We start from the raw sequence: 12,388 nt of genomic DNA, 5'->3' as shown, positions 1-12,388 counted from the left end.
AGGAGTCGCGGGCGCGTCAGGAGTCGCGGAAGCCGATCGCCGCGTGGGAGCCGTCGCAGAACGGCTTGTTGCGGGAGGCGCCGCAGCGGCACAGCGTGACCCGGTTGCGACGCTCGTACGAGGTCCCGTCGTGCGAGGTCAGCGGGATGCCGTCGCGCAGCCACAGCGGGCCCGAGACCTTCTGCTGGGGGTCCTCCACGACCCCGATGGACGGCGGCAGGTCCGGCTCGTAGGGGGTGCGCGCGGCGAGGTTCCAGGCGACGAGGCGGCCCGAGGGGCAGTTGCCCGCCTCCGCGACCACGGCGTCGCCCTTGCCGGGCTTGCGCACCTGCCGCCAGATCGAGCCGTCCACGTCGCAGAAGCGGGCGAACGCGCACAGCCGCTCCGCGTCCGTCAGGGTGACGTCGGGCCCGTCCTCCTCGCCGGCCTGCTCCAGGTAGGGGACGCGGGCGGCGGGCGACTCGGTGCCGTCGAAGCCGACGCGCTCGTGGGAGCCGTCGCAGAACGGCTTGTTCCCCGAGTGCCCGCAGCGGCACAGGTAGTACGGCTCGCTCGCCGCGTCTTCGGGCAGCTCGAACGCCTCGCCCTGCTCCCAGTCGACCGAGTCGCCAGCCGCGTCGGCGACGATCGTCTGGCGGTGCACGGGGACGGCGCCGGTCACCTCGTAGGGGCCGTTCTCCGTCACCCGGACGGCCATCGGTGGCGGGTCGGACTCGGCGGCGGGACGCGTCGGCTCACTCATGCGGGCTCGGCCTTTCCGGGTGCTCGGCCGGGGCGGTCACGCGGCCGGTCGCCCGGGACCGCCCTCCGGCTCGTCGTACGTCCCTTCCATGACACGGGGGATCGGGCCGCCGCGCGACTCGGGAGCGCGCTCGACGGCGGGCGGCGCGGAGAGCGCGGTGACGGCCGCCGCCACGAGCAGCGCCCCCACCGGCACCCACGCCGCCGTGGCGAAGCCGTGCAGGACTCCGGCGCGGCCCGCACCCGCGTGCGCGGCGGCCAGCGTCCCGAAGACGGCGACCCCGACCGAACCGCCCACCTGCTGCGCGGAGTTGACGAGCGCCGAGGCGATCCCGGAGTCCCGCTCGGGCACGCCCGCCGTGGCCGTCGTCATCAGCGCGAGGAAGCTCCCGCCGAGGCCGACGCTGAAGACGACCAGCGCGGGCAGCACCCCGGCCGCGTACGAGGAGGCGGGGGTGAGGGCGGTCAGCCGCGCGAGACCGGCCGCCGCGAGCAGCAGCGCGCCCGTGAGCAGCACCCGGGGCCCGAGCCGGGGCAGCAGCCGGGTGCCGAGCTGGGTGGCGGTGAGCGTGGTGACGACGTTGACGGGCAGGAAGCCGAGACCGGCGGCGAGCGCGGACCAGCCGAGGACCGTCTGCAAGTGGTAGGTGAGGAAGAACGACAGCGAGAGCTGCCCGGCCATCAGCGCCCCGCCCGCGAGCAGCGCCGCCCGGCGCGGGGCGCCGTGCAGCAGGCGCGGCGGGAGCAGCGGGTCGCGTACCCGGCGCTGGGTGAGCGCGAACGTGGTGAGCAGCGCGGCGGAAAGACCGAGCGCACCCAGCACCTCGGCGCCGGTCCAGCCGAGCGCCTCGGCGCGGGCGCAGGCGTAGACCAGTGAGGTGACGCCGCCGCAGCCGAGGGCGGCCCCGGTGAGGTCGAGGCGGGCGCGGGGCGCGGCCGGCGCGTCCCGGGGCACGAGGCGGGCGCCCACGAGGGCGAGCAGCGCGAGCGGCACGTTCACCAGCAGGCACCAGCGCCAGCCCGCGCCCTGCGTGAGCACCCCGCCGAGCAGCACCCCGAGCGAGCCGCCCGCGCCGCCGAGCGCCCCGAACACGGCGATGGCCCGGCGCCGCTCGGCGGGTTCGGGGTAGGCGGTGGTGACGAGGGCGAGCGCGGAGGCGGCGAGCAGCGCGGCGAAGGCGCCCTGGACCGCGCGGGCGGCGAACAGCCAGGGCGCGGCGGGCGCGAGCCCCGCGCCGGCGGAGGCCGCCGCGAAGCCGGCGAGGCCCGTGACGAACGCGCGGCGCCGGCCCGTGTGGTCGGCGATCCGCCCGGCGAGCAGCAGCAGCCCGCCGAACGCGAGCGTGTACGAGGTGACGACCCAGGCCCGCTGGCCGTCGGGCAGGGCGAGGTCGCGCTGGAGGGAGGGGAGCGCGACGTTCAGGATCGTGCCGTCCAGCAGGATCATCATCTGCGCGAGGCCCAGCACGGCGAGCGCGCCGGTGCGGTTCGCGCCGCGTCCAGGGGCGCTGCCGTCCCTTCTGTCGCCGCTGTCGCCGCTGTCGCCGCTGTCGCGGCTGCCGTGTGCGGGGTGCGGAGGTTTTGTCTCCGAAGTGTCCTGACCCATTGACGAGCGTGGCTTCACCCCCGTATTGGTATACCAAAGCAGCGCCGAGGTGAAGGGCGGGTTGCCGTCCCGTGCGCCACGGCGGTGCGGGTTGCCGTCAAATGCCGGAAATTCCACGGTAGTTGGCGCGTGAGAAACCGGTTCTTTCTTCGCAAACACCTCTTGACCCGGATGAAACCCCGACCGTAGCGTCACTCCGCCAAGAGGAAGTGAAATTCCTCATCGTGGAAAATCAGGAGCGCGTCATGGCTGCCGTGCACGAACAGTCCTCCGCCGTCGCCGCCGACGGCCCCGCCCGCACCTCGCCCGGCCTCTACAGCCCGGACCTCGCCCCCACCAAGAAGGAGGGGCGCCGCTGGGGCGCGTACAACGTCTTCACGCTGTGGGGCAACGACGTGCACAGCCTCGGCAACTACGCCTTCGCCATGGGCCTGTTCGCGCTCGGGATGAGCGTCTGGCAGATCCTCATCGCCTTCGCCGTCGCCTCCGCGCTGCTGTTCGGCCTGCTCACGCTCTCCGGCTACATGGGCCACAAGACGGGCGTGCCGTTCCCCGTCATGAGCCGCATCGCCTTCGGCATCCGGGGCGCGCAGATCCCGGCCGCCGTGCGCGGCGCCGTCGCCATCGCCTGGTTCGGCATCCAGACGTATCTGGCCGCCGCCGTCCTCGGCGCCCTCGTCAAGAAGCTCGCGCCGGGCGCCGACGCCCTCGCGCACAACTCGATCCTCGGCCTGTCCACGCTCGGCTGGCTCACGTTCCTGACGCTGTGGGTCGTCCAGGTCGTCATCGTCAGCTACGGCATGGAACTCATCCGCAAGTACATGGCGTTCGCCGCGCCGACCATCCTGATCACGATGTGCGCGCTCGCCGTCTGGATCTTCGTCAAGGCCGACATGTCCATCGCGGTCTCCACCGGCTCCGCGCCCACCGGCCTCGACGCGTGGCGGCAGATCCTGGAGTCCGCCGCGCTCTGGGTCGTCATCTACGGCACGTTCGTCCTGAACTTCTGCGACTTCACCCGCTCCGCGAAGTCCCGCCGCGCCATCGTCGCCGGCAACCTCGTCGGCATCCCGCTCAACATGCTGTTCTTCGCCGGCATCGTCGTCGTCCTGGCGGGCGGCCAGTTCAAGATCAACGGCCAGATCGTCGCGGGACCCGAGGACATCGTCGCCTCCATCCCGAGCACGGCCCTGATGGTCCTCGCCTCGCTCGCCTTCATCGCCCTGACCATCGCGGTGAACCTGCTCGCCAACTTCGTCGCGCCGGTCTACACGCTGGTCAACCTCTTCCCGCGCAAGCTCGACTTCCGCCGCGCCGGTGTCGTCAGCGCCGTCATCGGCCTGGTCATCCTGCCCTGGAACCTCTACAACAGCCCGACCGTCGTCAACTACTTCCTCGGCGGGCTCGGCGCGCTGCTCGGACCCGCGTTCGGCGTCGTCATGGCCGACTACTGGCTCGTGCGCCGCACCCGCGTCAACGTGCCCGACCTGTACACCGACGCGAAGGACGCCGACTACCACTACCGGGGCGGCTTCCATCTGCGGGCCGTCGGCGCGTTCGCCCCGGCCGCCGCCGTCGCGGTCGTCATCGCCCTCGTGCCCGCCTTCAAGGCCGTCTCCGGGTTCTCCTGGTTCATCGGCGCGGGGCTCGCCGCCCTGCTCTACCTCGCCGTCGCGGACCGCAGCCGGACGGCGACCGACGCGGACGGCGAGGAGATCGCGGTCCCGGCCGCCTGAGGTCAGGGGCGGCGCCTGGTTCTCCCACCCCGCTTCATCCACCCCCACCGCACGACCCGCGCCACCCGCATCGCCTGCATCACCCGCACCACCAGCTCCACCTCCGGCCGCGCCCACCGTCCTGGGCGCGGCCCCCGAACAGAAAGCCTGAGCCCGCCATGCGCATCCTCGTCTGCAACGTCAACACCACGCAGGACATGACCGAGAGCATCGGCGCGCAGGCCAGGGCCGTCGCCGCGCCCGGCACCGAGATCGTCGCGCTCACCCCGGCGTTCGGCCCGGAGTCCTGCGAGGGCAACTACGAGAGCTACCTCGCCGCCATCGCCGTCATGGAGACCGTGCGCGCCTATCCCGGGCCGTACGACGCCGTCGTCCAGGCCGGCTACGGCGAGCACGGCCGCGAGGGGCTTCAGGAACTGCTCGACGTGCCGGTCGTGGACATCACCGAGGCCGCCGCGAGCACCGCGATGTACCTCGGCCACAAGTACTCCGTGGTCACGACCCTCGACCGGGCGGTGCCGCTCATCGAGGACCGGCTCAGGGTCGCGGGCCTCACCGACCGGCTCGCCTCCGTACGGGCCAGCGGCCTCGCCGTCCTGGACCTGGAGCGCGACCCCGACGCCGCCGTCAAGGCCATCGTGGACGAGGCGGCCCGCGCCGTCGACGAGGACCGCGCCGAGGTGATCTGCCTGGGCTGCGGCGGCATGGCGGGCCTCGCCGACGAGGTCACCGCGCGGACCGGCGTCCCGGTCGTCGACGGGGTCGCCGCCGCCGTCACGGTCGCCGAGTCGCTGGTCCGCATGGGCCTGTCCACGTCCAAGTCCCGTACGTACGCGCCGCCGCGCCCCAAGCGGTTCAGCAACTGGCCGCCGGTGCTCGGCTGAGCCTGAGTCCGGGCCGGTCCCGGGGTCGGGGCTGAGCGCGCAGGGGCGGGCGTCAGCCCTTGGCGGGGCCGAGCGCGGCGAGCGCGTCGCGGGCCGCCGAGAGCGCGCCGTTGGCGACGGTGGTGGCGGGCGGGGCGCCCTTGGACTCGAAGTCGCTGCCGTTGTAGGTGACGGTGACCAGCACGTTCGCCCGGCGGACCGTCACCACCGCCTCCCGGGTGCGCTGCTTGTCCTTGGTGCGGAGCGTGCCGGACAGGCGGGCCTCGTCCCCGAGGTGCTGCGGCTCGCCCTGCCCGCCGCCCGCCGTGGCGAACGCCTGCTTCGCCAGCGCGTCGGAGTTCTTCACTTCGAAGGAGACGTCCAGCCAGCGGTAGTCGTACCCCTTCAGCGCGCTCCACGAGCAGCCCCGGCGCACGGCCTCGTCGGTCGCTGACAGCTCCTTGCCCGCCGGCTTCGCCCCCGGCACCAGCGCCGCCACCGTCTTCGCGGACACGGCCCCGCAGGGCGCGGGCGGGCGCGGAAACGTCTTCGGCGCCACGGACTCGCTCGGGCCGCTCGGCGCGGACGGGCTCGGCGCCGCCGCGTCACGGTGCGCGTCCGGATGATCGGCCATCGGGCCCGCGGACCAGGCCCAGCCGGCGCAGGCAAGCACCGCGACCGGCAGCACGCGGGCGGTCAGCGCGAGAGGGAAGGGGAGAGAACGCACGGCGTACGTCCCTTGCGTCAGGCGGGGTGGGGGACGCCAGTGTCACACGACTTCCTGTGCGCGGGTACCGCCACTTCCGTCACCCTCACGTCACACACCGGCATCGCCCCGGCGTACGGCTCCGGGGGCGATGCGGTGGCGTACGGAACCTGCGTACGAGGCGGCGTCGTACCGGGCGAGTACGTCTGTGAGGAGCGGGACGGCTCGGAGGGGCTAGCGCGGCTCTGCGAACACCCTCGCGTCCATCACGTCGAGTTCTTCGGGGGAGACCCGCCTGACGCGGGCACGGGGTCCGGCCCGCTAGGATCCGCGGAGCAGGACCCGCCGAGAGCGCGGGACCTGCCGAGGACGACACAGAGGACGCGGACGCAGGGTCCGCCGTGGGTGTGGGGGTGTGACGTGGCCGCTGGCCGAGTGGTGCGCTTCGACGGAGCGCGAGGGTACGGGTTCATCGCGCCGGACGACGGAGGAGAGGACGTCTTCCTGCACGTGAACGATCTGCTGATCCCGGAGTCGTATCTGCGCACGGGACTCAAGGTCGAGTTCGTCGTGGAGGAGGGCGACCGGGGCCCGAAGGCGTCGTCGGTGCGGCTCGCGGAGGGCGCGTCGGCGCCGGTCGGCGGGCGCGCGGCGGCGGACGGCGACGACGTGCTGTGCGATGTGCTGCGCGTCGACGAGTTCACGGCCGAGGTGACGGAACTGCTGCTGCGCGCGGCGCCGTCCCTGACGGGGGAACAGATCCTGGCGATCCGCCGGGAGTTGACGCAGAGCGGCCGCAAGCACGGCTGGGTCGACGGCTGAGCCGCGCCCGCCCAGGGCCTGTCCTTCGGGTCATGCCGGGGCCGTGGGCGGCCCCGCCTCCCACGCGGGGGCCCGCCCGCGGAACGCCACGGTGCGCGTCGCGTCACTCGCCTGTACGCGGATGGCGCTGCCCTCCCGTACGGCGTCGAGGACGAGCCGGTCGACGCCGTCGTCGTTCTCCCGGGACCGCGTGACGTCCCAACCGGCCGTGCGCGGCAACGGGAAGAGGCGTCCAGTCCCCACAGGGGAGCCGGATTCTGGTGTGGCGGCCACGCGGTGCATCAGCCACGAGGGGTTTTGAAGTCGTTGGTGTCAAAGAACGAACCCGGCCGGCCCCGGCGCTGCTCGTGCAGTCCTCACCGGGGCCGGGCCGGTCTCTCAGCTCAGGTGAGCGGGGGGATGTAGATGCTGACGTCGTGGGTGCCGATTCCATTCAGTTCATCGCCGCTGTACAGCTTCTGCGGCAGCGGCTTGCAGTCCGCACTGTTGTGCACTGGGCGGGGCGTCGAGCCACGGCCTTCCACGCCCTGTCCGCCGCTGCCTGGGACGGACTCGCCGCGGAGAGGCCCAGTCCCTGAGGGCGTTCCTCGTCGGCCGCGAGACGGAGGTCTACAGCCGCTACCACCACTGGTGGGCGAAGCTCCCCGAGGCAGCAGTCCGGACTCTGCGACCAGCCGAACCGCGCGCGGGCAGGTGGCGACGACTGGAGACGGCCCGCGCAACCGCAAGACCGGCATCGAAATTCTCAACGGCCTGCAGATCGACTACCTCGAACCGCTCGATGGCGTACGCGACGTCGCCCTGTGCGGTAACGGCTTCACCGCCCCGTGCAGCCCGCACGGTCCGTTCCTCTACGCCGCCCCGCCGCGGCCGACATGCTCCCGCCTCTTCCGCGTGCACGGACCCCGGAACGGCTCACCGTCCCCTACGACGGCGGCGCCCTCTCACGCTCGGGCGCCGAGTGGGTCCGCATCGACGCCGAGCTGACCTGGGAGGCCGCGCGTGCCCTGCTCGCCGAGGAACTGCCGCATCTGGCCCGCGACTTCGTCGCCCTCCGCGCCGGGGCGCTCGCCTCCGGCATCCACGACTACCTCGGTGGCCCGGTCGGCTCCCGGCGGTCGTGCTGCGCCGTCGAGTGAGACGCCGTCCGCACGGCTGGCGGCGTTCTCACGGGCGACGGCCAGCACGCTCTCAGCGGTTCCCTCGATACTCGGCGCGGCCCCGGGTGAGTCGACGCCCCGTACCCGGGAAAGTGGAACGCAACTTTCGTCCCGTCGATGCCGGCGCTGTACCGCCAGGACTCCTCGAGGGAACCCATGGCGCTGGGGGCCAGGAGCGTCACAGGAGCGCCCCCCTGCAGACGCGACTTCCAGGAAGGGGCTCTGAGGGCGCGGGCGCCTGCTGCCGTACAACCTCTGGGGCGCTCGTTGAAGCGCCCCAGTCTATTGAACACCGGATCGGCTGCTGCTCTCGCGGTGTGGTCAGTCGTGAAGCTTGTGCAGCCACAGTCCCACGCCCACGCCGTTGCCGGTGAGGACGCAAACGTGGTTGTCGAACTTGCCCGGGTCCGCGTTTACGGCGCTGGTCCCCGCTTTGTTGCAAGCGTCGTAGGTCCAGTACCAGGTCTGGTACTCCCAGCACGGAACCGTGTTGTTGTTGTCAGAGCAGCTCGGGGCGGGCTCGTTGTCATGTGGCCGCACCGGGGCGGCTGACCTCAGGGACGGGTGACTGTCGGTGGCTGCCTGCGCTGTCGTTGCGACGGCGCCAAGGCTGCTGATCGCAGCGGCCGTCACAGCGATAGCCATGCGCGCAGAAAAGCTCATCGGTACATCCTCTCCTTACGGCAGGCCCCCTCCCACAAGAGTAGGGGGCCTGTACCTCATTGGCAGCTCGAACCAGGCTCCCGCTCGGTGGCGAGTGCGAATCGTCAATGGCCGCAAGTATTCACGCTTCCAAAGGGCGGAAAAACGCGCTTTGTGGAAATGCCGCGTTCCGTGGCCGACGAGCTGGTGAAGCATGCCAGGGCCTACCCCGGGGACAAGGTTGAACTTCCCTGGGGCGGTCCTGAATCGGACAGGGAGCGCAAAAAAAGCGGCCTCGTACTGACAACGAAATACGGGAACGCGATTGCCGCCACATGTGGAGCACCGAGATCTACGAGTCTGCTCTGGCCAAGGCAGGTGTCATCCCTCCGCGTGTCAAGGGGGCGAAACGTCGGCAGTGGCAAGCGGCACCGAAGGACCCACGCTCCCCAAGTGGTTGGGGCGTTCATCGCCGACCATCACGCTCGATCACTACGCGCACTTCATGCCGGAGGCGGGGAAGGAGGGGCGCAGGGCGATCGATAACCTGCTGGGGGAGCGGGCGGAGGAGGTTGTTGGTCCCAACTCCCCAGATTCTCCCCAGGATCCGATCCTGAGCGCAGCTTCGACCGTCCGACCCCGTAAAGAGCGAGGTGCGAGCCCGTATGTTCACGACCCGGCCGACCCTTCAGGGCACCTTCGGCATGGTGTCCTCCACGCACTACCTCGCCTCGCAGACCGCGATGGCCGTCTTGGAGGACGGCGGCAACGCCTTCGACGCCGCCGTCGCCGCCGGTTTCGTCCTCCACGTCGTCGAGCCCCACCTCAACGGCCCGGCCGGCGAGGTGCCGGTCATCCTCGCCCCGGCCGGCGGGAACGTGCGCGTGCTGTGCGGGCAGGGCGTGGCCCCGGCCGGCGCCACCGTCGCCCACTACCGCGCGCTCGGGCTCGACCTCGTCCCCGGCACCGGGCCGCTCGCCGCCGCCGTGCCCGGCGCGTTCGACGCGTGGATGCTGCTGCTCAAGGACCACGGCACCAAGCGCCTCGCCGACGTGCTCGCCTACGCCATCGGCTACGCGCGGGACGGCCACCCGCCCGTCGAACGCGTCGGCCAGACCGTCGAGACCGTACGGGACCTCTTCGAGAAGCACTGGCCGACCTCCGCCGAGATCTACCTCACCGACGGCAAGGCGCCCGCACCCGGCGAACTCCTGCGCAACACCCGCCTCGCCGCCACCTGGCAGCGGCTCATCGCCGAGGCCGAGGCCGAGGCGGAGGCGTCCGAGGCGGCGCCCGGAGCGGGCGGCGGCGCGGAGCGCGAGGCCCAGATCGAGGCCGCCCGGCGGATCTGGCGCGAGGGGTTCATAGCCGACGCCCTGGTCCGCCAGGCCGCGCGCCCCACCATGGACACCAGCGGCACCCCGCACACCGGCACCCTCACCCACGCCGATCTGGCCGCCTGGCGGGCGACGTACGAGGACCCGGTCACGTACGACTGGAACGGCTGGACGCTGTGCAAGGCCGGCGGCTGGAGCCAGGGCCCCGCCTTCCTCCAGCAGCTCGCCCTGCTCCCGCCCGAACTCCCCGCCTACGGCAGCGCCGACTACGTCCATCTGCTCATCGAGGGCTGCAAGCTCGCCATGGCCGACCGCGAGGCCTGGTACGGGGACGCCGCCGAGGTCCCCGTCGACGCGCTGCTGTCCGAGCCGTACACCACCGCGCGGCGCGCCCTCATCGACCCGGCCCGCGCCTCCCGCGACCTGCGCCCCGGCAGCCCGCTCGGCGCGGAACCCCGGCTCAGCGCGCACGCGCGCGCGGTGGCGAACGGTGAGGCGGGCCTGCACGAGACGGCCGGCGCGGGCGCGGGCGAGCCGACCGTCGCCAAGAGCCCCACGTCACCGGTGCCGGGCGAGCCGGACGTCGGCGCGGACGGGCTGACCCGGGGCGACACCTGCCATCTCGACATCGTCGACCGCTGGGGCAACATGGTCGCCGCGACCCCCTCCGGCGGCTGGCTCCAGTCCAACCCCGTCGTACCCGAACTCGGCTTCCCGCTCGGCACCCGGCTCCAGATGACCTGGCTGGAGGAGGGCCTGCCGAACTCCCTCACCCCCGGCCGGCGCCCGCGCACCACGCTCACGCCGTCGCTCGCGCTGAAGGACGGGGTGCCCGTGCTGGCGTTCGGCACGCCCGGCGGCGACCAGCAGGACCAGTGGCAGGTCCACTTCTTCCTCGCCGTGGCGCTTCGCGCGCGTGTGCGTGGCGGGCTCGATCTCCAGGGCGCCATCGACGCCCCGAACTGGCACAACGACTCCTTCCCCGGTTCGTTCTACCCGCGCGGGATGCGGCCAGGTTCGGTGACTGTCGAGGGGCGGATAAACCCGGAGGTCGTCGCGGAGCTGCGGCGCCGGGGCCATGACGTCACCGTCGGCGAGCCGTGGTCCGAGGGGCGGCTGTGCGCCGTCGCGCGCGATCCGCGTACGGGAGTGCTGTCGGCGGCGGCCAATCCGCGCGGGATGCAGGGGTACGCCGTGGGGCGCTGAGCCGGGTGTTCCCGTGGATTCCATCTCCCGTTCACCCCTCCGGTGCGCGTTGTCAGTGGGGCGTGCTCTCATGGAGGCATGATCGAAACCATCACGGAAAGCATCGACGACTTTCTGACCAGCGAGATCACCGACAGCCTCGTCCGCGACACCGAGCGCGTGATCCGCGCCGCTGCCGCCGCCGAGATCACCCCGCGCTTCCGCCGGCTCGGCGCGCACGAGATCCAGCAGAAGAGCGCCCCGCACGACCTCGTCACCGTCGCCGACCGGCGCGCCGAGGAGTACCTGACGCGTGAACTGCCCGCGCTGCTGCCCGGGTCCGTCGTCGTCGGCGAGGAGGCCGTCGCCGCCGATCCCGGGGCGTACGAGGCGATCCGGGGCGCCGCGCCCGTGTGGATCGTGGACCCCGTCGACGGCACGCGCCAGTTCGTCCACGGCGACCCCGGGTTCTGCACGCTCGTCGCCCTCGCGCTCGACGGTGTGGTCCTCGCCTCGTGGACGTACGCGCCCGCGCTGGACGAGTTCGCCGTCGCCGTACGGGGGCGGGGGGCCCGGCTCAACGGGGAGGTGCTGCGGGCCGGGTCGCCCGTGGCCGGGGCGGAGCTGACCGTGGCGACGTCGCACCCCGACTTCACCACGGATGAACAGAAGCGGGCGTTGCTCGGGTTGCGGGCGGAGGGGGTCGCGGCGCGGCCCTGCGGGTCGGCGGGGCTGGAGTATCTGGCGGTGGCCCGGGGGGACCTCGATGCCACGGCGTTCAGCTGGGAGCTGGCCTGGGATCACGCGGCGGGGATTCTTCTCGTCGAGGAGGCGGGGGGTGCGCAGCTCACCCGTGCGGGGGTGCCGTTCGCGATCACCGGGGGGAATGTGTTGCCGTTCACGGCGGCGAGGGATGTGCGGGTTGCTCGGCGGGTCGTGGGGTTGCTCGGCGACGGTGCCTCAGCGCCGGGTGCGTGATCGTTGTGCCTCGGGTGCAGCCCCGGTGGGGCTTCCCGCGCAGTTCCCCGCGCCCCTGAGGGGGCTGACCTCAGCGCCAACTCCCGGCCTCCGGCCCTGGCGGGGCTGGCCTCGCCGTCAACTACCGGCCTTCGGCCCTGGTGGGCTGGCCTCAACGCCAACTCCCAGCCCCTCCGGCGCTTGAGGAGCGGGGTCTGGGGCAGCGCCCCAGAGTGCCGGGTGCGTCGTGGCCGAGCGCGCAGTTCCCCGCGCCCCTGACGGGGCTGCAACCCCGGGTGCCTTTTAGGCGCCGCCCCCGCCGCCGTGGGCAATCTGCCTCCCCCAGACTTCGTCCGGGGGGACCCCCAGGGCGGCAGGGTGGGCAAGGCGGCACCCCAGCGCCGGGTCAGTGCACGTTGTGCCTCGGGTGCAGCCCCGGTGGGGCTTCTCGCGCAGTTCCCCGCGCCCCTTATGGGGCTGACCTCAGCGTCCCCTTCTCGCGGCAGCGTGCCCGCGCCCCTGAGGGGGCTGGCCTCAGCGTCGAACTTCCAGCCTCTCCGGCGATTGAGGAGCGGGGTACGGGGCTGGGATTCGGGGTGCATATGCTGGGCGGAGGCCAACGGGTTACGAGGG

At 72.7% G+C, this 12,388-nt stretch carries 11 protein-coding genes; 6 read left to right on the top strand and 5 right to left on the bottom strand.

Going from position 1 to position 12,388, the window contains the following annotated elements:
- Positions 1-16 precede the first annotated feature (16 nt).
- Positions 17-742 carry a CDGSH iron-sulfur domain-containing protein gene (locus ACZ7LY_RS28405; protein WP_471627583.1) on the bottom strand — a complete coding sequence of 242 codons (726 nt, stop codon included), beginning with the start codon at positions 740-742 and terminating at the stop codon, positions 17-19.
- A 36-nt stretch (positions 743-778) separates the two neighbouring features.
- Complete coding sequence (locus ACZ7LY_RS28400) at positions 779-2,347, bottom strand: MFS transporter (protein WP_471627582.1); 1,569 nt, start codon at positions 2,345-2,347, stop codon at positions 779-781.
- 245 nt (positions 2,348-2,592) lie between these two features.
- Here ACZ7LY_RS28400 and ACZ7LY_RS28395 point away from each other — a divergent pair, with 245 nt between their 5' ends.
- Together ACZ7LY_RS28395 and ACZ7LY_RS28390 are read left to right on the top strand one after the other, a co-directional pair.
- Positions 2,593-4,083, top strand: coding sequence for an NCS1 family nucleobase:cation symporter-1 (locus tag ACZ7LY_RS28395; RefSeq protein WP_471627581.1), 1,491 nt, complete (start codon positions 2,593-2,595; stop codon positions 4,081-4,083).
- Positions 4,084-4,241: 158 nt separating this feature from the next.
- Positions 4,242-4,967 (top strand): aspartate/glutamate racemase family protein, encoded by a 726-nt coding sequence (locus tag ACZ7LY_RS28390; RefSeq protein ID WP_471627580.1) that lies wholly within the window; start codon positions 4,242-4,244, stop codon positions 4,965-4,967.
- Between the two features lie 52 nt (positions 4,968-5,019).
- On the opposite strand, the gene ACZ7LY_RS28385 is transcribed toward ACZ7LY_RS28390, so the two are convergent.
- Positions 5,020-5,673 carry a hypothetical protein gene (locus ACZ7LY_RS28385; protein WP_471627579.1) on the bottom strand — a complete coding sequence of 218 codons (654 nt, stop codon included), beginning with the start codon at positions 5,671-5,673 and terminating at the stop codon, positions 5,020-5,022.
- A gap of 399 nt (positions 5,674-6,072) precedes the next feature.
- On the opposite strand from ACZ7LY_RS28385, the gene ACZ7LY_RS28380 reads away from it, so the two are divergent.
- A complete protein-coding gene (locus ACZ7LY_RS28380; protein WP_471627578.1) occupies positions 6,073-6,474 on the top strand; it encodes a cold-shock protein in 402 nt (133 codons plus the stop codon).
- A 30-nt stretch (positions 6,475-6,504) separates the two neighbouring features.
- Here the strand turns inward: ACZ7LY_RS28380 and ACZ7LY_RS28375 are convergent, their stop codons facing one another.
- Positions 6,505-6,717 carry a hypothetical protein gene (locus ACZ7LY_RS28375; RefSeq protein ID WP_471627577.1) on the bottom strand — a complete coding sequence of 71 codons (213 nt, stop codon included), beginning with the start codon at positions 6,715-6,717 and terminating at the stop codon, positions 6,505-6,507.
- 632 nt (positions 6,718-7,349) lie between these two features.
- On the opposite strand from ACZ7LY_RS28375, the gene ACZ7LY_RS28370 reads away from it, so the two are divergent.
- Positions 7,350-7,613, top strand: coding sequence for a hypothetical protein (locus tag ACZ7LY_RS28370; RefSeq protein WP_471627576.1), 264 nt, complete (start codon positions 7,350-7,352; stop codon positions 7,611-7,613).
- A gap of 342 nt (positions 7,614-7,955) precedes the next feature.
- Here ACZ7LY_RS28370 and ACZ7LY_RS28365 read toward each other — a convergent pair whose 3' ends face one another.
- Positions 7,956-8,297 carry a hypothetical protein gene (locus ACZ7LY_RS28365; RefSeq protein ID WP_471627575.1) on the bottom strand — a complete coding sequence of 114 codons (342 nt, stop codon included), beginning with the start codon at positions 8,295-8,297 and terminating at the stop codon, positions 7,956-7,958.
- Positions 8,298-8,941: 644 nt separating this feature from the next.
- Between ACZ7LY_RS28365 and ACZ7LY_RS28360 the strand changes: the two genes are divergently transcribed.
- Complete coding sequence (locus ACZ7LY_RS28360) at positions 8,942-10,819, top strand: gamma-glutamyltransferase family protein (RefSeq protein ID WP_471627574.1); 1,878 nt, start codon at positions 8,942-8,944, stop codon at positions 10,817-10,819.
- 78 nt (positions 10,820-10,897) lie between these two features.
- On the top strand, positions 10,898-11,776 hold the full coding sequence (locus tag ACZ7LY_RS28355; protein ID WP_471627573.1) for an inositol monophosphatase family protein: 879 nt from the start codon (positions 10,898-10,900) through the stop codon (positions 11,774-11,776).
- The last annotated feature ends 612 nt before the right edge of the window (positions 11,777-12,388 follow it).

This window comes from Streptomyces sp. NPDC107550, from assembly GCF_055639095.1.
This window is presented reverse-complemented; position numbering and strand designations above follow the sequence as displayed.

Excerpts from the sequence above, each read along its gene's own strand:
- ACZ7LY_RS28405 (WP_471627583.1), bottom strand. The coding sequence starts at position 742 with ATGAGTGAGCCGACGCGTCCCGCCGCCGAGTCCGACCCGCCACCGATG.
- ACZ7LY_RS28400 (WP_471627582.1), bottom strand. The coding sequence starts at position 2,347 with ATGGGTCAGGACACTTCGGAGACAAAACCTCCGCACCCCGCACACGGC.
- ACZ7LY_RS28395 (WP_471627581.1), top strand. The coding sequence starts at position 2,593 with ATGGCTGCCGTGCACGAACAGTCCTCCGCCGTCGCCGCCGACGGCCCC.
- ACZ7LY_RS28390 (WP_471627580.1), top strand. The coding sequence starts at position 4,242 with ATGCGCATCCTCGTCTGCAACGTCAACACCACGCAGGACATGACCGAG.
- ACZ7LY_RS28370 (WP_471627576.1), top strand. The coding sequence starts at position 7,350 with ATGCTCCCGCCTCTTCCGCGTGCACGGACCCCGGAACGGCTCACCGTC.
- ACZ7LY_RS28365 (WP_471627575.1), bottom strand. The coding sequence starts at position 8,297 with ATGAGCTTTTCTGCGCGCATGGCTATCGCTGTGACGGCCGCTGCGATC.
- ACZ7LY_RS28360 (WP_471627574.1), top strand. The coding sequence starts at position 8,942 with ATGTTCACGACCCGGCCGACCCTTCAGGGCACCTTCGGCATGGTGTCC.
- ACZ7LY_RS28355 (WP_471627573.1), top strand. The coding sequence starts at position 10,898 with ATGATCGAAACCATCACGGAAAGCATCGACGACTTTCTGACCAGCGAG.